The sequence below is a fragment of the Thermus sp. genome, from assembly GCF_039793865.1.
Taxonomy (GTDB): Bacteria; Deinococcota; Deinococci; order Deinococcales; family Thermaceae; genus Thermus.
Map to the genome: position 1 here is coordinate 58,879 of NZ_JBAMMI010000085.1, position 22,853 is coordinate 81,731.

The following is a 22,853-nucleotide window of genomic DNA, read 5'->3' on the forward strand; positions in this document are numbered from 1 at the left end:
GGGATGCGCCTCGCCCCCCGGTTCCAGGTGGCCGCCGTTTCCCACGTGGGGCGCCGCCAGAACAACGAGGACTTCCACCGGGTGCTCCGCCTCGAGGTGCCCCCGGGCGACCTCCTCCTCCTGGCGGTGGCCGACGGCATGGGGGGCATGGAGGCGGGGGAGTGGGCGAGCAAGGTGGCCATTGAGGCCCTCTCCCAGGCGGCGCGGGCCTACGCCGAGCACTTGAAGGGAGGCCGCTCCGCCGTGGGGCTCCCCAGGGTGATGGAGAAGGCCTTCACTCTGGCCCAAAGGAGGGTGGAGGGGGAGGCGGAAAGGCTCGGAAAGCGGGGGATGGGCACCACCCTCACCGCCCTCCTCTACGCCGACTGGCTGAAGGAGGGGGTGGTGGGCCACATCGGGGACTCCCGGGCCTACCGCTTCGGTCCCCAGGGGCTTTCCCGCCTCACGGAGGACCACTCCTGGGTGGCGGAGCGGGTGCGGGAAGGCGTTTTGACCCCCACCGAGGCGGAGCGCCACCCCTACCGCCACGTCCTCACCCGGGCCCTGGGGCTTCCCGAGGCCCGCTTTGACCTCCTCCCGGTGCGCCTCCTCCCGGGGGAAGGGGTGCTCCTGGTGACCGACGGGCTTTACGGCCTCTTGCCTGAAGAGGAGTGGCTTCTCGGCAAGGACCTGCAGGGGAGCCTCGAGGCCCTGGTGGCCGAGGCGCTTAGGCGCGGCGGGGACGACAACATCACCGCCGTGGCCCTCAGGGTGGAGTGATGCACCTGCTCCTTTCCCTCCTCCTCGTTCTCCTCACCGCGGCCTTGGCCGCGCGGCTTTCCCCTTGGCCCCTCTTCCTCCTCCTCGCCCTCCTTGCCGGGGCGGGGATGGCCCTCGGGGTGCGGCCGGAGGCGGCCCTCCCCTGGCTCCTCCTGGCCCTGGGGACCCTGGCGGCTCCCCGGGTGTACCTGGGTCCTAGGCGCAGGTCCCCCAGGCGGAGGCCCGCCCGGGAAAAGAACCCCACCCGCACCAAGACCACGGAGGAGGAAAAGGCCCTCTCCCAGCGCTACGAGGTCCTGGAGAAGGTGGGGGTGGGGGGGATGGCCACGGTCTACAAAGCCAAAGACAAGAAGACGGGCCGCCTGGTGGCCTTAAAGGTGCCCCAGGAGCGCTTCGTGGGCGACCCCCGCTTCGTCCGCCGCTTCCACCGGGAGGCGGAGGTGCTGGCCAAGCTGGACCACCCCAGCATCGTCAAGGTCTACGACCACGGCCAGGTGGACGGGGTCCACTTCATCGCCATGGAGTTTTTGGAGGGGGAGGGGTTGGACAAGCTCATTGAGGAGCGGCGCCTGAACCTCAGGCAGGCCGCCGCCATCCTCGCCCGGGTGGCGGACGCCCTCCGGCACATCCACGCCCAGGGCATCGTCCACCGGGACATCAAGCCGGGGAACATCATGGTCCTCAAGGGGGCCCTCCGGGAGGACGGGGTGGACCCGAGGGGGGTGCGCCTCATGGATTTCGGCATCGCCGCCGGGAAGGTCCTCACCCGCCTCACCATCACCGGGGTCCGGATCGGCACCCCGGTCTACATGAGCTCCGAGCAGGCCAAGGGGCAGAACCTGGACCACCGCTCGGACATCTACTCCCTGGGCATCGTCCTCTACGAGGCCCTGACCGGACAGCCCCCCTTCACCGGGGGGTACGAGACGGTGATCCACCAGCAGATCTTCCAGATGCCCACGCCCCCCAAGCAGCTTAGGCCCGAGATCCCCCAGGCCCTCTCCGACCTGGTGCTCAAGATGCTGGAGAAGGACCCGGCCAAGCGGCCCGCCCTGGAAGAGGTCATCCGGGTCCTGGAGGGCCCCTGGGACGAGGAGCGGGGCCTTGCCCATCCCCACTACCTCCTCCTCGGGGTGGAGGCCAAGAAGGGCACGGTGCGCCTTCTGGACCTCGAGGGCACCCCGGCCCGCCTCCTCTCGGGCATCGGCTCGGCCCCCGGGCACTTCCCCGCCCCGCCCCTGGCGGTGGCCGCCGACCCCGAGGGGGGGGTCTGGGTTTCGGTCTTTGAGCACGGGGCCAAGATGCTCCACCGCTTCTCCCCCGAAGGGGAGCTCCTCCTCTCCGTGGGGCCCTACGGCATGAAGCCCGGGGAGTTCCTCTTTCCCCTGGGCCTGGCCGTGGCCGACGGCGCCCTTTTCGTCCTGGACGGGGAGACGGCCACCATCACCCGCCTGGACCTGAAGGGCCACTACCAGGCCCGCTTCGGGGGACACGGCCCGGGCCGGGGAAGCTTTCAAGACCCCAAGGCCCTGGTGGCCTCGGGGGAGTTCCTCTTCGTCCTGGACTACGGCAACCGCCAGGTGCAGCGGCTTTCCTTGGACGGGCGCTACCTCTCCCGCTACGCCTTCCGGCGCTCCAAGGAGAGCGAGGACCTCAGGCTCCTGGGGGGCGTGGGGGCTTCGGGGGAGAGGCTTTACCTTTACGATGCCGAGGCGGGCAAGGTGCGGGAGCTGGACCTCTCCGGGGCCCTCCTTGGCTCCTACGCCCTGCCCCTCCTGGAAGGGGAGGACCGCATGAGCCTGGTGGAGCTTCTTCCCTTTGGGGGCATCCTCTACGCCGCCCGGCGGGGGAGCACCCGCATCCACCGCCTAGACCTCAGGACCGGCGAGCCCCTTCCCCCCCTGGAGGTCTACGCCCCGGTGCGGGCCCTTGCCCTTTGGCGGAATCCGGCATGAGGGTTCTTCTGGTGGAGGACGACCCCGGGGTGCGGGAGGCCTTGGAGCTTGGCCTCTCCCTGGAGGGGTACCAAGTGCGGGCCGTGGACCGGCCCAAAGAGGCCTTAGGGCTCCTTCCCTGGGCCGAGGCGGTGGTCCTGGACATCCTCCTGCCCGAGGGGGACGGGTTTTCCCTCCTCAAGGAGATCCGCGCCCGCTCGGAGGTGCCGGTCCTCATCCTCACCGCCCTGGAGGAGGTGGAGTGGCGGGTAAAGGGGCTGAGGGAGGGGGCGGACGATTACCTGGTGAAGCCCTACAGCCTCCAGGAGCTCCTGGCCCGCCTCGAGGCCCTGGCCCGCCGGGCGAGGAGGCGGGAGGAGGTCCTCGCCTACAAGGACCTCCGCCTCTACCCTAGGCGCATGGAGGCCTTCCGCGGGGAAAGGCGCCTCGCCCTTTCCCCCAAAGCCTTCCTCCTCCTCAAGGTCTTCTTGGAACGCCCGGAGGAGGTGATTCCCAAGGAAGCCCTGATGCTTAGGGTCTGGGGGGAGCCCGTGGAGCCTGCCACCCTCGAGGTCCACCTCTCCGCCCTCCGGAAGGCCCTGGGGGAGCCCAGCCCCCTCCAGACGGTGCGCGGGTATGGCTACCGCCTTTTCCTCCCTGAGGGCTAGGCTCTTCGCCCTCCTCCTCCTCGCCCTTCTCCTCCTCCTCGCCCCCCTGGCCTGGCTTTCCGCCCGGGAGGCGGAGCGGGCCGCGAGCGAGGACCTGAGGCGGGCCCTCTATACCCGGCTCTACCTCCTCCAGGCGGAGGGGGTGAGGGACGAGGAGCAGCTCCTCCTTGAGCTTTTCCGCCTGGCCCAGCTCTTCGGGGGCGGGGTGGGGTTTGTCCTCCGGGGGGGCGTGGCCCGGTTCACCCAGCTCGGGGACTGGCCTTTGCCCCCCGGGCTTCCCGCGGCTTTGGCGGCGGAAGGGGTCTACCAGGGGGTCTTTCGGGGGACGCTCTATGTGGCCCTGGCCCAAGGGGGGCTCGCCTATGGCCTCGGGGTACCCCTGGAAGGGGTTTCCGCCCTGGGGAGGCGGCTTCTCCTCCTCTACGCCACCTGGGGCGGGGGGCTTTTGCTTGGGGTCTTCCTCCTCGCCGCCCTCGCCCTTTCCTGGGCCCTCCGTCCCCTCCGGGAGCTGGAAAAGGCCTTGCGGGCCCGGGCCCCCGAGGACCTAAGCCCCCTCCCCGACCCGGGCCTGGCCGAGCTCAGGCCAGTGGTGGCGGCGCTGAACGCCCTTTTCGCCCGGGTGGGGAGGCTCCTCGCCGAGCTCGCCGAGAAGGAGGAGGCGGCCCGGCGCTTCGCCCGCCACGCCTCCCACGAGCTCCGCACCCCCCTCACCGCCCTCAAGGGCTACCTGGAGGTGCTCCGCCGCAAAAACGAGCCCCGGGCCCTGGAGGGGGCCTTGCGGGAGGCCGGGCGCATGGAGGCCCTCCTCGCGGGGCTTCTCCGCCTCGCCCGCCTCGAGGCCCACCCCCTTTCCCCAAGGCCCTTGGACCTACGGGCCTTCCTGCGGGAGAGGGGGGTGGAGGCGGAGGGGGAGGGGGTGGTCCTGGCCGACCCTGAGCTTTTGGCCCTGGCGGTGGAGAACGTCCTGGAGAACGCCCGCCGCCACGGCAGGCTTCCCGTGCGGGCGGAGCTTTCCCGGGAAGGAGAGGGGGTCTGGGTCTGGCTCGTGGACTCGGGGCCTGGTTTCCCCGAGCCCCTCCTGCCCCGGGTCCTGGAGCCCTTCGTGCACGGGGGGAAGGGGACGGGCCTGGGCCTCGCCCTGGTGGCCGCCGTGGCCCGGGCCCACGGGGGCAAGGCGCGGGCGGAAAACCGTGGGGGGGCAGGGGTGGGGCTTTTCCTGCCTTTGGCTTCCCTTAAGGTTTCCCCCGGTGCGCCCTTTGGGGAGGAGGGCTAGCCTGGGCGCCGGGAGGTGATGGGAAGTGAAGGGAGCGGCTTTGGGCGCGCTGGTTCTTTTGGCGGGCCTTTCCCTGGCCCAGCAGGCGGACTACCGTATGGAGGCCCGGGCGGCCCTTGCCCTCTCCCAGCTGGAGCGGGTGGCCGGGCTGGCGGGGGGGGAGGAGAAGCTCCTCGCCTGGGCCAAGGAGGTGAAGGCCCGGGCGGAGAAGAGCCACGAGGCCAAGGCCTACTTCAAGGTCCTCCGGGAGGCCCAGGCGGCCCTTTTGCTTTACCGGGCCGCCCAAGGGGAGCCGAAGCTTAAGGCCCGGCCCCAGGCCCGCATGGGCTTTCACCACGGCTTCGGCCCGAAGGGCTGGGGCGGGAAAGGCGTGGACCTCAGGGCTCGGGCCCAGGCCGTCTCGGACCGGGCGGAGAAGGAGCTCGCCTACTACCGGGGCCAGGACCCCTTGGTGAAGGACCTGGTGGCCGAGGCCAAGAACCGGTTGGAGAAGGAGCCCGGCCGGGCCTGGATGCTGGCCCGGGCGGCCTTGGCCCTGATCTCGGCGGAGCGGGGCTTCTGAGGCCGCACCGGGATTGACCCATGCGCTGGCCCGTGCTCCTCCTCGCCTTCTTTGGGATGGCCCTGGGGGGGGAGCCCGGGCCTTTTTCGGAGGAGGCCGTCCTCCTGCGCTGCGCCGAGGTGGTGCGGGCCCTCGAGGTCCTGGCCCTCTACCGGGAGGGGGGGGCCACCCTGGTCCTCCTGGGGCGGGAGAGGCCCCTCCTCCTCCTGGCCCTGGAGGGGGAGAGACCCTACCCCCACCTGGGCCCTCCCCGGGGCAGGCCCCTTCCCCGTAGGCCCTTGCCTTTCCTGAGGGAGTTCTCCCTGGCCCGGCGGGTGGTGGTCCTGCCGGGAGAGTACCGCTGCTTCGTCCTCCACCGGGGCCGGGTGGTGGGGGTGGTGCGTCTGGGGGAGGACCTCCGTCCCCTGCCCCTGCCCCAGGGCCCTTGAGGGGGTAGAATGCCCCTCGTATGAAGCCCGCTTTGGGGCCCGGGCTTTATCCCCTTTTAGGCCCCCCGGCCTCGGGGAAGACCCGGCTCGTCCTGGCCCACGCCCTGGAAGCCCTTAGGGCGCGGGGGCGGGTGTGGTGGGTGGGCCTGCCCCACCAGCGCGTTTACGTTCAGGAGCTTTTCGGCAGGGAGGGGCCCTTTTTGGGCCTGGAGTACCTCTCCTTCCAGGCCCTCTACTACCGGGCGCTGGCCGAGGCGGGTTGGCTTCGCCCCCTCCTTCCGGGGGCGGGGCGGGTGGCCCTGGTGGCCGAGGCCCTGCGGGAGCTCCATGGCCCTGGGGTAGCCCCCGGGGAGGCCCGGCTTTTCGCCCGGGCCATCGCCGAGCTCAAGCGCTTTGGGCTTTCCCCCTTCGCCCTGCCCAAGGAGGGGGAGGCGGGGAGGCTGAGGCGGGTCTACCTGGCCTACGAGCGCCTGAAGCGGGGAAGCCTGGATTACGATGACTTCCGCCGCCTGGCGCTCAAGGTTCCCCTTCGCCTCTTCCCGAGGCCGCACCTGGTGGTGGTGGACGGTTTCCGGGAGGTGGGGCCCTTGGACTTGGCCTTCCTCCGGCGCCTGGCCCAGGAGGTGCCCGTGCTCCTTGCCCTCGAGGTCCTGCCCCAGGGCCTAAAGCCCTGGGAAACCCTTCCCCCTAGGCCGGTGCGCAAGGAGGTGTGGCGCCTGGCCAACCCCGTGGAGGAGGCCCGCCACCTCCTCCGGGCCCTGAAGCGGGCCCTGGCCCCACGGGAGCTTGGGGGGGAGGGCCTGGCCCCGGAGGAGGTGCTGGTGGTGGCCCCGGAGGAGCGCATCGGGGGGCTTCTTCTCCTCAAGGAGGAGTACGGCCTCCCCCTGGAGGACGGCCGGGAGCGGGCCCTGGCGGAGACCGAGGACGGGGAAAAGGTCCTGGCCCTCCTGAGCCCCTTCCCCTCGGGGCGGGACCTCTTGGCCCTGGGGTTTTCCGCCCTGGGCCGGCGGGCCTTGCGCCTGGGCCTGGCGGGGGAGGAGGCCCTTAAGGCCCTGGCCGAGCGGGAAGGCCTCCTGGCGGAGTGGGAGGCCTTCCGGGCCCTGCGCGCCCCGGGGCCGGACCCCTTGGCCTGGGCGGAGGAGGCCTTGGAAAGGGTGGGGGTTTCCGCCAAGGAACCCTTCCTCTCCCGCCTCCGCCTGGCCCTCCGGGTGGACCGGGAAAACCCCCTCGCCTGGTGGCGGAGCCTCCTCTTGGACGAGACCCTGCCCCCCGGGGTGGGGCGGGGCGTCCCCGTCCTTCCCCCCTTGCGGGCCACGGGGGTGCGGGCCCGGCGGGCCTACGTGCTGGACTGGGTGGCGGGGCGGTACACCCTGGGGGAGGGGGAGGACTACTTTCTCCTGGAGGAGCTCAGGGGGCGGGGGCTCCTCTCCCGGCTTCCAAGGCGCCTCCGGGGCCTTGACCCCCTCTTCCTCGAGGCGGTGGCCACCCGGGGGGAGGAGGTCTTCCTCCTCTACCCCGAGGCCGGGCCCTCCGGTTCCTACCCGCCCGTGGAACAGGGGCGAAGGCCCGACCCCCTGCCCCCGGCGAGCCGCCTCGAGGCCCTGCCTCCCACCCCTTTCCGGTCCCCCTGGCCCTCGGGCGGGAAAGAGCCCCCTTTTCTGGAGACCCTAAGGCGCCTCCTGGAGTGCCCTTTCCGGGCGTACATGGAGCGTTTTCCCCTGCGGGAGGAAGAGGACGGCTTTTCGGGCTGGTCCTTTCTCGCCCGTGGAGGGGAAGGGCTTTGGAACCACCCGGAGGTGGGGCCCTGGCTTGAGCGGCACCGGGCCCACTTGGAGGGCATGCGGTTCTTCGTGCTTTGGGAGAGGGAAGGCTACCGCCTGCGCCTGGACGGGGTGCGGCGGGAGGGGGAGGCTTTGCACCTCTACCGCCTTCTCCCGGCGGGGGCCGAGCCCGAATGGGATGCGCGGAAGCGCTGGACCGAGTGGAAGGCCCTGGAGGAGCTCCTAGACGGCAGGTTCAAGCCCAGGGTGGAGGCGGTGCACCTCTGGGCCTGGCCCTGGCTGGGCGAGCCCGTCCCCTACTCCAGGCGCCCTTTCCGCAAGGGGGATAGGATCGGGCCCCTGGAGGCCATCAAGCCCAGGCTGGAGGAGGCCCTGGCCCTCTGGCAGGGGAGCCCCTTCGCCCCAAAGCCCGGGAGCCATTGCCACCCCTGCCCCTACAAAGACGTCTGCCGGAAGGAGGAGCTGTGAGGCTTTACGTGGCCTCGGCGGGCACGGGCAAGACCCACACCCTGGTGAAGGAGCTCTTGGCCCTAGTGGAAAGGGGCGTTCCCCTAAGGCGCATCGCCGCCGTCACCTTCACCCGCAAGGCCGCGGAGGAGCTGAGGGCCCGGGCCCGGGCGGGGGTGGAGGACCTTCTGGCGAGGGCGCCCGGGGCTCCTTGGGCCGAGGAGGCCAGGCGGGAGGTGCACGGGGCGGTGTTCACCACCATCCACGGCTTCCTGGCGGAGGCCCTGCGCCACGTGGCCCCCCTCCTCTCCTTGGACCCGGACTTCGCGGTGGTGGACGAGCTCTTGGCCGAGGCCCTTTTCCTGGAGGAGGTGAGGAGCCTCCTCTACCTCCGGGGCCTGGACCCGGGCCCCCTCCCCGAGGTCCTCCACCTCCTTTACCGGAAGCGCACCCTGGCCGAGGGGTTCACCCCCCTCCCGGGGGCGGAGGAGGCGGTGGGGCTTTTCCAGGAGGTCTTGGAAAGGTACCGCCGCCGCACCGGGGAAGCCCTGGGGCCCGGGGACCTGGAGGCCTGGGCCCTCCGCCTCCTGGACCACCCCGGGGCCCTAAGGCGGGTGGTGGAGCGCTTTCCCCACGTGCTGATAGACGAGTACCAGGACCTGAACCCCCTGCAGGGCCGCTTCTTCCAGGCCCTGGAGGAGGCGGGGGCGGAGGTGGTGGCCGTGGGGGACCCCAAGCAGTCCATCTACCTCTTCCGCAACGCCCGGGTGGAGGTCTTCCGCCAGGCCCTGGCCCGGGCAGAGGAGGTCCGTTCCCTGGACCGCACCTTCCGCCACGCCCGGGAGGTGGCCCGCTTCCTCAACCGCTTCGTGGCCCTTTTCCCCGAAAAGGAGCGGGTCTTGGTGGCCCCCGAGCGGGAGGAGGAGGGGCGGGTGGAGGTCCACTGGGTGGTGGGGGAGGGGGACCTGGAGGGGAAGCGCAGGCGGGAGGCCGCCCTCCTGGCGGAGCGCCTCTTGGCCTTTCACGGGGAGGGCTACCCTTTTAAGGACATGGCCGTCCTGGTCCGGAGCCGCACCAGCCTTTCCCACCTCGAGGCAGCCCTTCGCGCCCGCGGGGTGCCCTATGGGCTCAGGCGGGGCCGGAGCTTCTTCAACCGCCCCGAGGTGCGGGACCTCTACCACGCCCTGCGCCTCGCCCTCCTGGAGGGGCCTTGGGGACCGGAGGAGCGCCTTTCCCTGCTGGCCTTTCTGCGGGGGCCCTGGGTGGGGCTGGACCTGGCCCAGGTGGAAGAGGCCCTGCGGGCGGAGGACCCCCTTACCCTCCTGCCCGAGGCCGTGCGGGAGCGGCTGCTCTGGCTGAAAGGGCTGGCCGGGGCCAAGCCCCTGGAGGCCCTGAAGGCCCTGGCCCGGGAGGAGGGCTTCCTGAGGAGGCTTTCCCCCAGGGCCCGGGCCAACCTGGACGCCCTGCTCCTCCTGGCGGCCTCCGAGCGCTTCCCCGACCTCGAGGCCCTCCTGGAGTGGCTCAAGGTTCGCGCCCAGGACCCCGAGGCCAGCGAGCTCCCCGAGGGCGCGGAGGGGGTGAGCCTCCTCACGGTGCACGCCGCCAAGGGGTTGGAGTGGCCCGTGGTGGCGGTCTTTGACCTGGCCCGGGAGGACCCCCCCTTCCGGGACCCCGTGGCGGTGGGGCCCGAGGGGCAGGTGGCCTTGCGGGGGACGGAGGCCTTCGCCCGGGTGCGCAAGGCCTGGGCCCAGGCCGAGGAGGAGGAGGGCCTCCGCCTCCTCTACGTGGCCCTCTCCCGGGCCAAGGACGTGCTCTTGGTGACGGGAAGCGCCTCGAGCCGCCCAGGACCCTGGGCCAGGGCCTTCTTGCGCCTCGGCCTGGGGCCGGAGGCCGAGGACCCCTGGGTCTACCGGCACCCCGTGGGGGCGGCCCCCCTCCCCGGGCCCCCCCCTTCCTTTCCCCCTCCTCCGGAGCCCGCGCCCTACGCCGCCCTGGCCTTCCCCGCCCGCCCCCTCCCCCGGGTCTACTCCCCCAGCGCCCACCGCAAGGCCCAGGAGGAGCCCCTTCCCCTCCTCGAGGCCCTGGAGGCGGAACGGGCTCCGGAGTTCGCCCGGGCCCTGGGCACCCTGGTCCACTACGCCATCGCCCGCCATCTGGACCCCGAGGACCAGGGGTCCATGGCCGCCCTTCTCCTCCAGGAGGTGGCCTTTCCCTTTTCCCCGGAGGAACGGGAGGCCCTTTTGCGGGAGGTCCGCCTCCTCCTCCGCCGCTACCGGGCCATGCTGGGGGGCCCCCTTCCCCCTCTGGAGGCCCGGGAGGAGGACCACGCCGAGCTTCCCCTGGTCCTGCCCCTTGGGAAAACGGTCTGGTACGGGGTTCTGGACCGCCTGTACCGGGTGGGGGGGAAGTGGTACCTAGAGGACTACAAGACCGACCGGGAGGTCCACCCGGAGGTCTACCGCCCGCAGCTCGCCCTCTACCGGGAGGCGGTGCGGCGGGCCTGGGGGGTGGAGGCGGAGGCCCGGGTGGTCTACCTCCGCTCCCAGGAGGTCCACCCCTTCTCCCCCGAGGAGCTTAGGGCGGCCCTGGCGGAGCTGGAAAACCCCCCAGGGGAAGCCCTGGGGGGTAGGGAAGGCCAGGCCTAGCGCTTGGAGTACTGGGGCGCGCGGCGGGCCTTGTGCTTTCCGTACTTCTTGCGCTCCACCACGCGGGCGTCCCGGGTGAGGAAGCCCAGGGGCTTGAGCTTCGCCCGGTAGTCGGGGTTGTACCGGAGAAGGGCCCGGGACACCCCCAGCTTGATGGCGTCCACCTGGCCGCTCTTCCCGCCCCCCCTCACGGTGATGTAGGCGTCAAAGCGGCCCAGGGCGTCCACCGCCCTCAGGGGCTCCAGGGCCGCCACCGCGCGCACCAGGCCCTGGAAGTACTCGTTGAAGTCCTGGCCGTTCACGGTGACCTTGCCGCTCCCGGGCCTTAAGAATACCCGGGCCACCGCCTCCTTCCGCCGTCCGGTGCCGTAGTACTGCTCCATCACTTGACCTCCAGCTTCTCGGGCTTCTGGGCCTGGTGGGGGTGGGTGGGCCCGGCGTAGACCTTAAGCCTTTTGAAGAGCCTCCGGCCCAGGGGCCCCTTGGGGAGCATGCCCTTCACCGCGTGCTCCAGCACCCGCTCGGGGTGGGTGGCCAGCATCTTCTCCAGGGGGATCTGCTTAAGCCCCCCGGGGTAGCCGCTGTAGCGGGTGTAGATCTTCTGCTCCAGCTTCTTCCCGGTGACGCGGATCTTGTCGGCGTTCACCACCACCACGAAGTCCCCCATGGGAAGGTTCGGGGTCCAGTCGGGGCGGTGCTTGCCCCGAAGGAGGGTGGCGATCTGGGTGGCGAGCCGCCCCAAGGTCTTGCCCTCGGCGTCAATCAAAACCCAGCGGGGTTCCACTTCCTTAGGTACGTACGTCTTCACCAGGGCCCTCCTTATGGCTTGGGCGCAAAGAACCGCTCTTGGCGGGGGATCGGGGGACCCCGCAAGAACGCCAAAGGTTACTTTACCACATCCTTAGGGCCTGGGGGTAGATGTGGTAGGCTGAAGACCCGTGAGCGGGGTTTCCGAGCATCTAGCCAGGTCCAGAAAGTACATTTTCGTCACCGGGGGGGTGGTTTCCAGCCTGGGCAAAGGCATCCTCACCTCTTCCCTGGGGGCGCTCCTCCGGGCCCGGGGCTACCGGGTGACGGCCATCAAGATTGACCCCTACGTGAACGTGGACGCGGGCACCATGCGCCCCTACGAGCACGGGGAGGTCTTCGTCACCGCGGACGGGGCCGAGACCGACCTGGACATCGGCCACTACGAGCGCTTCTTGGACATGGACCTCTCCCGGGGAAACAACCTCACCACCGGCCAGGTCTACCTCTCGGTGATCCAGAAGGAGCGCCGGGGAGAGTATCTCTCCCAGACCGTCCAGGTCATCCCCCACATCACCGACGAGATCAAGGAAAGGATCCGCAAGGTGGCCGAGGAGCAGAAGGCGGAAATCGCCGTGGTGGAGGTGGGGGGGACGGTGGGGGACATTGAGAGCCTTCCCTTCCTCGAGGCCATCCGCCAGTTCCGCTTTGACGAGGGGGAGGAGAACACCTTCTACCTGCACCTCACCCTGGTCCCCTACCTGGAGACCAGCGAGGAGTTCAAGACCAAGCCCACCCAGCACTCCGTGGCCACCCTAAGGGGCGTGGGGATCCAGCCCGACGCCATCGTGCTCCGCTCGGTGAAGCCCGTCCCCGAGGAGGTGCGGAAGAAGGTGGCCCTCTTCACCAACGTCCGCCCCGGCCACGTCTTCTCCAGCCCCACCGTGGAGCACCTCTACGAGGTGCCCCTCCTCCTGGAGGAGCAGGGCCTGGGCCGGGCGGTGGAGCGGGCCTTGGGCCTCGAGCCCGTGATCCCCAACCTCTCCTTCTGGCAGGAGGCGGTCCAGGTCCTCAAGCACCCCGAGCGCACCGTCAGGATCGCCATCGCCGGGAAGTACGTGAAGATGCCGGACGCGTACCTTTCCCTCCTCGAGGCCTTAAAGCACGCCGGCATCAAGAACCGGGCCCGGGTGGAGGTGAAGTGGGTGGACGCCGAGGCCCTGGAGGAGGCGGACCTGGACGAGGCCTTCGGCGACGTGGCGGGGATCCTGGTCCCCGGGGGTTTTGGCGTGCGGGGGATAGAGGGCAAGGTGCGGGCGGCCCAGTACGCCAGGGAGCAGAAGATCCCCTACCTCGGCATCTGCCTGGGCCTGCAGATCGCCGTCATTGAGTTCGCCCGGAACGTGGCGGGCCTCAAGGGGGCCAACTCCACGGAGTTTGACCCCTACACCCCCCACCCGGTGATCGACCTCATGCCCGAGCAGCTGGAGGTGGAGGGCCTTGGGGGCACCATGCGCCTTGGGGACTGGCCCATGCGCATCAAGCCCGGCACCCTGCTCCACCGCCTCTACGGCAAGGAGGAGGCCCTGGAGCGCCACCGCCACCGCTACGAGGTGAACCCCCTCTACGTGGACCGGCTGGAGCGGGCGGGCCTCGTGGTCTCCGCCACCACCCCGGGGATGCGGGGCCGGGGGGCGGGGCTGGTGGAGGCCGTTGAGCTTAAGGACCACCCCTTTTTCCTCGCCCTCCAGAGCCACCCCGAGTTCAAGAGTCGGCCCATGCACCCCTCCCCGCCCTTCGCCGGCTTCGTGGAGGCGGCGCTCCGCTTTGCCCTAAAATGAGTCTGTGCTTAGCATAGACATCCTCGAGGCCTGGCTCTGGGATGCGGCCTGCGCCATCCGCGGCCCCGTAGACGCGCCCAAGTTCAAGGACTACATCCTGCCCCTAGTCTTCCTCAAGCGCCTCTCGGACGTGTTTGAGGACGAGATGGCGCGGCTTGCCCAGGCGTATGGGAGCCTCGAGGTGGCCCGCGCCATCGTGGAAGGGGAGCGGGAGCAGCGCACCATCGCCCAGGGGCGGGGCTCGGTGCGCTTTTACATCCCGGACCCCGCCCGCTGGGAGCGGATCCGCGCCCACGGCCAGGCGGGGCTGGGCCAGTACCTCACCGACGCGGTGCGGGCCGTGGCCCGGGAAAACCCCCGGCTTGCGGGCGTGATTGACCTCGTGGACTTCAACGCCACCGCCGCGGGGCAGCGCATCGTGCCCGACGAGTACCTGGCCCACCTGGTGAACGTCCTCTCCCGCCACCGCCTGGGCCTTAAGGACGTGGAGCCGGACATCCTGGGCCGCGCCTACGAGTACCTGCTGCGCAAGTTCGCCGAGGGGCAGGGGCAGAGCGCGGGCGAGTTCTACACGCCCCGGGAGGTGGCCGTGCTCATGGCCCGCCTGCTGGAACCCGAGCCCGGCATGACGGTCTACGACCCGGCCTGCGGCTCGGGCGGCCTTCTCATCAAGTGCCACCTGCGCCTTTTGGAAACCCACGGCGTGGAGGAAAACGGCCACCGCCGCCTGCCGCCCGAGGCCGCCCCCCTTCGCCTCTTCGGCCAGGAGATCAACCCCACCACCTTCGCCATGGCCCGCATGAACGCGGTGATCCACGACCTCGAGGCCGATATCCGCATCGGCGACACCATGCGCCAACCCGCCTTCAAGGACGCCGCCGGGCGGCTCCAGGCCTTCGACCTGGTGGTGGCCAACCCCATGTGGAACCAAAGCTTCCCCACGGAGCTTTACGAGAACGACCCCTACGAGCGCTTCGCCCTCGGCATTCCCCCCGCCTCTACCGCCGACTGGGGCTGGATGCAGCACATGCTGGCCTCGCTCAATGAACAAGGGCGCATGGCCGTGGTGCTGGACACGGGGGCCGTGAGCCGGGGAAGCGGTACCCAAGGCGCCAACCGTGAGCGGGACATCCGCAAGGCTTTCGTGGAGCGGGACCTCATTGAGGCCGTGGTCCTCTTGCCGGAAAACCTCTTCTACAACACCACCGCCCCGGGCATCATCCTGGTGTTGAACCGCAGGAAGCGCCACCCTGGGGAGATCCTCCTCGTCAACGCCAGCAAGCTCTTCGCCAAGGGGCGGCCCAAGAACTACCTGGCCGAAGAGCATATTGAGGCCATCGCCCAGCTTTACCACGAATGGCGGGCGGAGGAAGGGCTTTCCGCCATCATCACCAAAGAAGTGGCGGCCCAAAACGACTACAACCTCTCTCCGAGCCGCTACGTGGCCTCGAACGACGCCGAGGGGGTCCTGCCCCTGGAGGAAGCCGTGGTATTGCTCAGGGAGGCCGAGGAGGAGCGAGCCGAAGCAGACCGGGAGCTGCATGAGGTCCTCAGGACCCTGGGGCTGGAAGGGTAACCATGCCCAGAACTGAGCATCAGGAGAGCGAAACGCTGGAATTCAAGCGCCAGTGGACCGACCGGGCCCTGGAGGACCTGGCCGCCTTTGCCAACACGCGGGGAGGGACGCTTCTCGTGGGCATTCGTGAAGATGGCGAGATTGTGGGCGCGAGGGTGGAGGACCGGGAGATCCAGCGGATTGCGAACTTGATCGCCGCCCACCTGGGCATCACGCCTTCTATCCGGGTGCTGGAGATGGAAGGACGTCCGGTGCTGGAAATCCGGGTAGAGCCGGCAAACGGTCTGGTCTCTTACGGCGGTCGGTATCTCCGCCGGGTGGGCACGACCAACCGGGACTTTGCACCGGACGAGTTGGCCCGACATCTTCTGGAGCGTTCAGGCCGCACCTGGGATGGTCTGCCCAGCGAATGGACGCTGGAGGAAGTTGACCCAGAAGCCCACCGACATTTTGCTCGCCTGGCACGCTCCAGACTTCCCCACATGGATCCGGAACATCCGGAGCAGACGCTGCAGAACCTCGGGCTGCTAAGCAAAGGCAGGCTCACGAACGCCGGGGTGTTGCTTTTCGGAAAGCGCCCGCAGCGGCTCTTCCCTCAGGCCCAGGTGCGCATCGGGATTTTCCGTGGCACCCAGATCCTCGACAGCCACGACTTTCAGGGTACCCTCTGGGAGCAGCTTGACGGGGCCATGGAGCGCTTTCGCCAGGTGCTCAAGGTGCGCTTTGACATCCGGGTAGAGGAGCCTTCTCTGGAGGGACTGCAGCGCAAAGAAGTCTGGGAGTACCCGCTGGAGGCCCTGCGCGAGGCGCTCATCAATGCGCTCATCCACAGGGACTACACCATACCTGCGGACATTCAGATCAAGATTCACGAAGACCGTTTAGAGATCTGGAACGCCGGGGAGCTTCCGCCTCCCCTCAAGCCCGGAGACCTTCGAGGTCCACACAGCTCGGTCTTGCGCAATCCCCTTATTGCCCAGACTTTTCACTACGCTGGACTGATCGAGCGCTGGGGCACCGGAACCACAAGGATCATCGAACTCTGCCGTCAGCAGGGTCTGCCGGAGCCCGAATTCCAAAACCGGCAGGGAGGTTTCCTGGTCACTTTCGCCAAGGACCCCTACACGCCGGAGCGCCTGCGGGCGCTGGGGCTGAACGAACGGCAGATCCGAGCGGTGCGGTATGTGAAGGAACACAGCAGCATAACGAACCAAGAGTACCAGGATCTTGGCAAGGTATCCAAGCGAACCGCGAGTCGGGATCTTGATGAACTGGTGCAGAGAGGGATTTTCGAGCGGAGAGGAGAGACCGGCAAGGGGACATACTATGTCCTTAAGGGGTCACAAAGGGGCCAAAGGGGTCACAATGGGGTCACAAAGGGGCCAAAAAAACAGGGGGAGAGCCACCATGACTGAACTTTCCAAAACGAACACACAAGAACCGGATAGCCTGCCCGACGGCTTCAAGATGACCGAACTCGGCCCCCTGCCGGAGGGGTGGGACGTGGTGAGGCTGGGGGAGGTGGGAGACATTTCTGCGGGGGGCTCAGCTCCCCAGGGGAGCCAATACTTCGGCGGTATTCATCCCTTCGTGCGAGTCCAGCACCTGGACGAAGATGGCTATGAAGTTCGGCGCTATGACCTAATAACCGATGAGGCTGTTCGGAAATATCGGCTTCGACTATTTCCGCCGGGCACAATCGTTTTCCCGAAAAGTGGAGCATCAATCCGGCTGGAGAAGCGGGCTATTCTTACCCGTCCAAGCTACCTAGTCAGTCACCTGTGTGCGGTTATTCCGAAGGAAGAGCAGGTAGATGGCACCTTTCTGTTCTTTGCTTTGAAATCTATTCCATTGGCAGCCAAAAAAGCAGAAGGATACCCAACGCTCTCGTTGGCGGAGATCAAGCGGACAGCCATCCCCTTCCCACCTCTCCCCGAGCAGCGGGCGATTGCGTATGTGCTGCGCGCGGTGCAACAGGCGAAGGAGGCAACGGAGGGCGTAATCGCCGCCCTGCGTGAACTAAGGAAGAGCCTGATGCGCCACCTCTTTACCTACGGCCCCGTGCCCCTGGCCCAGGCCGACCAGGTGCCCATGCAGGAAACCGAAATCGGCCCCCTCCCCGCCCACTGGCGGGTGGTGCGGTTGGGTGATTTGAAGAAACAGAAGGTGCTTTGGCTTAAGAACGGTTTTCCTCAAGGGAAGTTCAACGAACAGGGATATGGGATACCACATCTTCGACCCTTCAATGTTACGGATGATGGCCGTATCTCTCTATCCCAAATCAAATACGTCGCTCCCTCTTCAGACGACCGCTACTGGCTATCCAAGGGTGACATTCTGTTCAACAACACAAATAGCGAGGAACTTGTTGGCAAAGTAGCTTACTTTAACCTTGATGGGAAGTATACTCTCTCCAATCATATGACCATCATCAGAGTTCAAAATCCCAAAAAACTGAATAACATATGGCTTGCTTATTGGCTGCTCCATTTATGGCAACGAAAGCACATTCAAGCGTTAGCGCGGCGACATGTCAATCAAGCTAGCATTAGCTTGGCCCGCTTGGACACCATTCCCATCCCCCTTCCTCCCCTCTCCGAACAGCAAGAAATCGCCCGCATCCTGCAGGCGGTGGACCGCAAGATAGAGGCCGAGGAGCGGCGCAAGCAGGCGCTGGAGGCGCTCTTCAAGACGCTCCTCCACGACCTGATGACCGCCCGGCGGCGGTTGCCGGGGGAGTTTATCGCTCGTTTCGCGGAGGAGACCTGTCATGAGTGATTTGCTCTTCAAGAAGGTGGACTACACCGCCGGCAAACTCCTGGAGGACATCGCCCTGGGCGAAATTGGGCTGCCCGACATTCAGCGGCCCTTTGTCTGGGATACAACCCGCGTGCGCGACTTGTTTGACTCCATGTACCGGGGCTATCCCATCGGTACGCTGCTGTTCTGGGAAAACGGCTATCCGGGCGAGCACCGCACCATCGGCGTGAACACCAAGCAGAAGATTCCCCGGCTCCTTATCGTGGACGGCCAGCAGCGGCTCACCGCGCTGTACGCCGTCATGAAGGGCGTGCCCATCCTGGACAAGAACTTCCAGCAACGCCGACTGCGCATCGCGTTCAACCCCCTGGAAGAGAAGTTTGAGGTCACCAACACGGCCGTTGAGCGCTCTCCGGAGTGGATTGCGGACATCGGCCTGCTCTGGCAAACCGACTTTGACCAGTACGCTTTTGTCTCCGAGTACCTGGACCGCCTGACACGCCAGCAGGACCTGAGCGCGGAAGCCCGCAAACGTGTTCCCCAAGCCATTCAGCGCTTGGTCAACCTTATCCACTACCCCTTGACGGCGCTGGAAATCTCCGCCCAGGCCACCGAGGAGCAGGTTTCCGAAATCTTCGTCCGCATCAACAGCCGCGGCCGCACCCTGAACCAGGCCGACTTTATCCTCACCCTGATGTCCGTCTTCTGGGACGAGGGGCGCAAAGAGCTGGAAACCTTTTACCGCGAGGCGAAGCACCCGCCGGCCGATAACCGCCGTTCGCCCTACAACCCCTACTTCCAGCCTCAACCCGAACAGCTCCTGCGGGTAGACGTGGCCCTGGCCTTCCGGCGGGCGCGGTTGGAACACGTGTACTCCATCTTGCGGGGCAAGGACCTGCAGACCGGAGCTTTCTCCGCCGAACAGCGCGACGCCCAGTTCGCCCTGCTAAGGGAGGCTCAGGCCGAGGTGCTCAACCTCCAGCACTGGCACGATTTTTTGAAGGTCATCCGCCAAGCCGGATACGTTCACCCCAGCCTGATCACCTCCCAGACCGCGCTGGTGTACACCTACGCCCTCTGGCTTATCGGCAAACGGGACTTCGGCCTGGACCAGCACACCCTGCGCAACCTGATGGCCCGCTGGTTCTTCATGAGCTCCCTCACTGGGCGGTACACCGGTTCCCCCGAAACCCGCATGGACCAGGACCTGGCCCTGCTGCGCGGCCTTTCACGGCCCGAGGAGCTCGTGAGGGTTCTGGAGCAGGAGATGGCCGCGGTGCTCACGCGGGACTACTGGGAGGTCACCTTGCCCAACGAGCTCGCCACGGCCTCGGCCCAAAGCCCCGGGCAGGCGGCCTTCTTCGCCTCTCTCTGCCTTCTAGACGCCCCGGTGCTCTACTCCTCCATGAAGGTGCGCGATCTGCTGGACCCCACCGCGCGGGCCTACAAGTCGGCCCTGGAGCGGCACCACCTCTTTCCGCGCAAGTACCTGAAGCGGCAAGGCGTCAGCGACCGGCGGGACATCAACCAGGTGGCCAACTACGCCCTGGTGGAATGGCACGACAACATAGGTATCGGCGACCGCCCACCCGCTGAATACGCGCCCGAGTACGAACGCCGCTTTCCGCCCGAGCAGCTGCGGGAGATGTACCGGTACCACGCCCTGCCGGAAGGCTGGTACGCCATGGATTATCCCACTTTTTTGGAGGAGCGTCGGCGCCTTATGGCCGCCGTCATCCGGGAAGGCTTTGAGCGCTTGAGGGGAGGCCATGGGACTGGGTAGCGAGCGCGGAAGCGTGCAAAACCCCTTCCTCCGCTACGCCGAGGAGGCGGGCTGGACTTACCTCTCGCCCGAGGAAGCGCTCCGCCTGCGCGGGGGCGAGGAGGTGCCCGTGTTGCGGGCGGTGCTGGTGGAGCAAGTCCAGCACCTCAACCCCGGCGTGGTGGGCTCGGCCACCAAGGCCGAGGAGGTGGTGGAGGGCCTCTTGCGCGTTCGGCGCAACATTGAGGGCAACCTCGAGGCCTGGGAGTACCTGAAGGGGCTCAAGACCGTCTTCGTGGAGGCCGAGCGCCGGGAGAAGAACCTGCGCCTCTTGGACCCCGACCACCCCGAGCGCAACGCCTTCCATATCACCGACGAGTTCCCCTTCCGGAGCGGTCCCCACCGCATCCGCCCCGACATCGTCCTCCTAGTGAACGGCATCCCCGTCATCGTGGTGGAGACCAAAGCGGCCACGAGGACGGAGGGCATCGCCGAGGCCCTGGACCAGATCCGCCGCTACCACGAGGAAGGCCCGGAGCTCATGGTTCAGGCCCAGCTCTTCGCCCTCACGCACCTCGTGCGCTTCCTCTACGGCCCCACCTGGAACGCCTCCCGCAAGGCCCTCTTTGACTGGCGCGCCCAGGCCGGCCAGGTGGATTACGAGACCTTGGTCAAGACCTTCGTGGCCCCGCGGCGGGTGCTCCGCCTCCTCACCGACTACATCCTCTTCGTGCGCAAAGACGGCGAACTGACCAAGGCCGTGCTCCGCCCCCACCAGATGCGGGCGGTGGAAAAGGTCCTGGCCCGGGCCAAGGACCCCGGCAAAACCCGGGGGCTCGTGTGGCACACCCAGGGGTCCGGCAAGACCTACACCATGCTCACCGTGGCCAAGCGCCTCCTGGAGGACCCCGGCCTCCAAAACCCCACCGTCTTGATGATCGTGGACCGGAACGAGCTCCAACAGCAGCTTTTCCAGAACCTCGAGGCGGTGGGCCTAGGGCACGTCCACCTGGCCCAGAGCAAACGCCGTCTGCGGGAGCTTCTGCGCCAGGACACCCGCGGCCTCATCGTCTCCATGATCCACAAGTTTGACAAGGCCGACGCCGACCTGAACCCCCGGGCCAACATCTTCGTGCTCATCGACGAGGCCCACCGCTCCACGGGCGGGGACCTGGGCAACTACCTGATGGGCGCCTTGCCTCGCGCCACCTTCATCGGCTTCACGGGCACGCCCATTGACAAAAGCGCCCACGGCAAGGGCACCTTTAAGGTTTTCGGTGGGGACGACCCCGGAGGCTACCTGGACAAGTACGCCATCCGGGAGTCCATCGCCGACGGCACCACCGTGCCCCTCCACTACCAGATGGCCCCCAACGACCTCATCGTGGACCGGGAGGCCATGGAGCGGGAGTTCTGGGCCGCGGCGGAGCTGGAAGGCGTGGCCGAGGTGGAGGAGCTTAACCGCGCCTTGGACCGTGCGGTCACCCTGAAGAACATGCTCAAGAACCGCGAGCGGGTGGACAAGATCGCCCGCTTCGTGGCCGAGCACTACCGGCAAGTGGTGGAGCCCATGGGCTACAAGGCCTTCCTGGTGGCCGTGGACCGGGAGGCCTGCGGCCTCTACAAGGAGGCTCTGGACCGCTACCTGCCCCCCGAGTACAGCCAGGTGGTCATCAGCCGGGGGCACAACGACCCGCCCGCCCTCAAGCGCTACCACCTGACGGACGAGGAGGAGGCCGCGGTGCGCAAGGCCTTCCGCAAGCCGGACGAACCGCCCAACATCCTCATCGTTACCGAAAAGCTCCTCACCGGCTACGACGCGCCCATCCTCTACTGCATGTACCTGGACAAGCCCATGCGGGACCACGTGCTCCTCCAGGCCATCGCCCGGGTGAACCGCCCTTACGAGGACGACCAGGGCCGGCGGAAGACCAGCGGCCTCATCCTGGACTTCGTGGGCCTCTTTGACAACCTGGAGCGGGCCTTGGCCTTTGACTCCCAGGACGTGGAGGGGGTGGTGGAGGGGCTGGACGTGCTCAAGGAGCGCTTCGCCGCCCTCATGGAGCGAGGGCACGAAGCCTACCTCCCCCTATGCCAAGGCCCCACCGAGGACAAGGTCGCGGAGGCGGTGCTGGAGCACTTCAGGAACCGGGAAGAGCGGGAGCGCTTTTACGCCTTCTTCCGCGAGCTGGAGGAGGTCTACGAGATCCTCTCCCCCGACCCCTTCCTGCGCCCCTACCTGGAGGACTACCGCACCCTGGCGGAGATGTACCGCCTGCTCAGGAGCGCCTACGAGCCCCACGTGCCCGTGGACAAATCCTTCCTGCGCAAGACGGCGGAAATCGTCCAAGCGCACACGGCCACCCAGGGGGTGCAATGGCCCACGGAAACCCACGAGCTCGGCAGCGCGGCCTTGATCGCCCTCTTGCGGGAGGAGAGGCCCGACACGGTCAAGGTGTTTAACCTGCTTAGGGAGCTCCACCGGCTGGTGGCCGCCAAGAGAAGGGAGGAACCCCACCTCATCCCCATTGGGGAGCGGGCAGAGGCCATCCGTAGGGCCTTTGAAGAGCGGCAGCTCCAAAGCCGGGAAGCCCTAAAGCAGGTGGAGGTCCTGGTGCGCCAGCTCCAGGAAGCCGAAAGCGAGCGCGCGGAAAGCGACCTGACAAGCGAGGCCTTCGCCGCCGCCTGGTGGCTTAGGGTCCAGCAGGGCCTCGAGGGCCAAGGGGCCCGGGCCATCGCCCAGAGGCTAGACCCCCTCTTCCGCAAGTACCCCCACTGGGCGGTAAGCGCTCACCAGGAGCGTGAGCTTCGGACGGAGCTCTACAAGGCCCTGCTCCAAGGCGGCGTCCCGCCCGAGCAGGTGGTCTCCTGGGCCAACGCCCTCCTGGACCTGTTGCGGAGAGCCTCATGAGGCGTAAGGAGAGCGAACCGACCCTTCAGGAGGCCATCTCCCGGGACCTTCTCCTCGCGGAGGTGTGGGCCTGGGCGCGGCGGATCGGCGTGGCCGACCGCCTGAAGGAGGTTCACATCCGCCCCATGAAGCGCAAGTGGGGCAGCGTCTCCTCGCGTGGGCGGCTTACCCTAAACGCGGATCTTGTGGCCCTGCCGCCGAACCTCCGCCGGGAGGTGATCGTGCATGAACTGGTCCACCTCAAGCTCAACCGGGGCACCCATGGAAGGCTCTTCCGGGCCCTGGTCAAGGCCTACCTGGCTCAAGGCTCCCCGGAAAGCCCTGCTTGAAGCCCCCGCTAGGGTTTCAGGGTTAGGCCAGCGTCCTCGCGAACTGCCTCGCCACCCGGCCGGAGAAGCCCCGGGCCAGGGCGAAGCGGAGGGCCTCGGCCTCCTCCTCCGCCTCGAGGGGGCGGCCCAGGTGGTGGGCCACGGCCTTCAGGTAGAGGGCCTGGTCAAAGGGGGGAAAGGTGAGCACCAGGCCGAAGCGCTCGGCGAGGGCCAGGCTCTCCTGAAGGGCGTCCCAGGCCTCGGGGGCCTCCCCGGGAAGGGGGTTTTCCCCTAGGCGCACCAGGTGGCGGCGGTTGGAGGTGGCGAGGAGGAGGACGTTCTCCGGCGGCCCCTCGAGGCTCCCCTCCAAAAGGGCCTTCAGGTGGTGGAAGGCCTCGTCCTCGGGGTCCAAGGAGAGGTCGTCCAGGAAGAGGAAGAAGCGGTGGGGGAG

The 22,853-nt window shown here is 68.0% G+C and carries 18 protein-coding genes; 15 read left to right on the plus strand and 3 right to left on the minus strand.

Features of this window, described 5'->3' with window-relative positions:
- The first annotated feature begins 3 nt into the window (after window positions 1-3).
- From ABJK26_RS08015 to ABJK26_RS08050, 8 genes are read left to right on the plus strand one after another with little or no spacing between them, the layout of a single operon-like run.
- Window positions 4-759 (plus strand): protein phosphatase 2C domain-containing protein, encoded by a 756-nt coding sequence (locus ABJK26_RS08015; protein WP_347241756.1) that lies wholly within the window; start codon window positions 4-6, stop codon window positions 757-759.
- A complete protein-coding gene (locus ABJK26_RS08020) occupies window positions 759-2,714 on the plus strand; it encodes a serine/threonine-protein kinase (RefSeq protein WP_347241757.1) in 1,956 nt (651 codons plus the stop codon). The genes ABJK26_RS08015 and ABJK26_RS08020 overlap by 1 nt, the downstream gene beginning before the upstream one ends.
- Complete coding sequence (locus ABJK26_RS08025; protein WP_347241758.1) at window positions 2,711-3,361, plus strand: response regulator transcription factor; 651 nt, start codon at window positions 2,711-2,713, stop codon at window positions 3,359-3,361. Before ABJK26_RS08020 ends, ABJK26_RS08025 begins: the two co-directional genes overlap by 4 nt.
- Complete coding sequence (locus ABJK26_RS08030; protein WP_347241759.1) at window positions 3,330-4,634, plus strand: HAMP domain-containing sensor histidine kinase; 1,305 nt, start codon at window positions 3,330-3,332, stop codon at window positions 4,632-4,634. The genes ABJK26_RS08025 and ABJK26_RS08030 overlap by 32 nt, the downstream gene beginning before the upstream one ends.
- 25 nt (window positions 4,635-4,659) lie before the next feature.
- On the plus strand, window positions 4,660-5,196 hold the full coding sequence (locus ABJK26_RS08035) for a hypothetical protein (RefSeq protein ID WP_347241760.1): 537 nt from the start codon (window positions 4,660-4,662) through the stop codon (window positions 5,194-5,196).
- Between the two features lie 20 nt (window positions 5,197-5,216).
- Window positions 5,217-5,624, plus strand: coding sequence for a hypothetical protein (locus ABJK26_RS08040; RefSeq protein ID WP_347241761.1), 408 nt, complete (start codon window positions 5,217-5,219; stop codon window positions 5,622-5,624).
- A gap of 32 nt (window positions 5,625-5,656) precedes the next feature.
- On the plus strand, window positions 5,657-7,873 hold the full coding sequence (locus ABJK26_RS08045) for a hypothetical protein (RefSeq protein WP_347241775.1): 2,217 nt from the start codon (window positions 5,657-5,659) through the stop codon (window positions 7,871-7,873).
- Complete coding sequence (locus ABJK26_RS08050; RefSeq protein ID WP_347241762.1) at window positions 7,870-10,497, plus strand: ATP-dependent DNA helicase; 2,628 nt, start codon at window positions 7,870-7,872, stop codon at window positions 10,495-10,497. The genes ABJK26_RS08045 and ABJK26_RS08050 overlap by 4 nt, the downstream gene beginning before the upstream one ends.
- Here the strand turns inward: ABJK26_RS08050 and rpsI are convergent.
- Together rpsI and rplM are read right to left on the minus strand one after the other, a co-directional pair.
- Window positions 10,494-10,880 (minus strand): 30S ribosomal protein S9, encoded by a 387-nt coding sequence (rpsI, locus tag ABJK26_RS08055; RefSeq protein WP_347241763.1) that lies wholly within the window; start codon window positions 10,878-10,880, stop codon window positions 10,494-10,496. The two genes, ABJK26_RS08050 and rpsI, sit on opposite strands and share 4 nt — an antisense overlap.
- Window positions 10,880-11,305: a 50S ribosomal protein L13 gene (gene rplM, locus ABJK26_RS08060; RefSeq protein ID WP_347241764.1), complete on the minus strand. Its 426-nt coding sequence runs from the start codon at window positions 11,303-11,305 to the stop codon at window positions 10,880-10,882. The genes rpsI and rplM overlap by 1 nt, the downstream gene beginning before the upstream one ends.
- 130 nt (window positions 11,306-11,435) lie before the next feature.
- Between rplM and ABJK26_RS08065 the strand changes: the two genes are divergently transcribed.
- From ABJK26_RS08065 to ABJK26_RS08095, 7 genes are read left to right on the plus strand one after another with little or no spacing between them, the layout of a single operon-like run.
- On the plus strand, window positions 11,436-13,085 hold the full coding sequence (locus ABJK26_RS08065; RefSeq protein WP_347241765.1) for a CTP synthase: 1,650 nt from the start codon (window positions 11,436-11,438) through the stop codon (window positions 13,083-13,085).
- Window positions 13,086-13,089: 4 nt separating this feature from the next.
- Window positions 13,090-14,661, plus strand: coding sequence for an N-6 DNA methylase (locus ABJK26_RS08070; protein WP_347241766.1), 1,572 nt, complete (start codon window positions 13,090-13,092; stop codon window positions 14,659-14,661).
- 2 nt (window positions 14,662-14,663) lie between these two features.
- Window positions 14,664-16,076 carry a helix-turn-helix domain-containing protein gene (locus tag ABJK26_RS08075; RefSeq protein ID WP_347241767.1) on the plus strand — a complete coding sequence of 471 codons (1,413 nt, stop codon included), beginning with the start codon at window positions 14,664-14,666 and terminating at the stop codon, window positions 16,074-16,076.
- Window positions 16,069-17,439, plus strand: coding sequence for a restriction endonuclease subunit S (locus ABJK26_RS08080; protein ID WP_347241768.1), 1,371 nt, complete (start codon window positions 16,069-16,071; stop codon window positions 17,437-17,439). Before ABJK26_RS08075 ends, ABJK26_RS08080 begins: the two co-directional genes overlap by 8 nt.
- Entirely contained in the window at window positions 17,432-19,204 is a 1,773-nt protein-coding gene (locus ABJK26_RS08085) for a DUF262 domain-containing protein (protein ID WP_347241769.1), read from the plus strand. Before ABJK26_RS08080 ends, ABJK26_RS08085 begins: the two co-directional genes overlap by 8 nt.
- Window positions 19,191-22,094 carry an HsdR family type I site-specific deoxyribonuclease gene (locus ABJK26_RS08090; protein ID WP_347241770.1) on the plus strand — a complete coding sequence of 968 codons (2,904 nt, stop codon included), beginning with the start codon at window positions 19,191-19,193 and terminating at the stop codon, window positions 22,092-22,094. The genes ABJK26_RS08085 and ABJK26_RS08090 overlap by 14 nt, the downstream gene beginning before the upstream one ends.
- The gene (locus ABJK26_RS08095; RefSeq protein ID WP_347241771.1) at window positions 22,091-22,423 is read left to right on the plus strand and encodes a M48 family metallopeptidase; all 333 of its coding nucleotides are present in this window, start codon (window positions 22,091-22,093) and stop codon (window positions 22,421-22,423) included. The genes ABJK26_RS08090 and ABJK26_RS08095 overlap by 4 nt, the downstream gene beginning before the upstream one ends.
- Window positions 22,424-22,445: 22 nt before the next feature.
- Here ABJK26_RS08095 and ABJK26_RS08100 read toward each other — a convergent pair.
- A partial coding sequence (locus ABJK26_RS08100; protein ID WP_347241772.1) for a DUF815 domain-containing protein occupies window positions 22,446-22,853 on the minus strand: 408 nt, incomplete at its 5' end.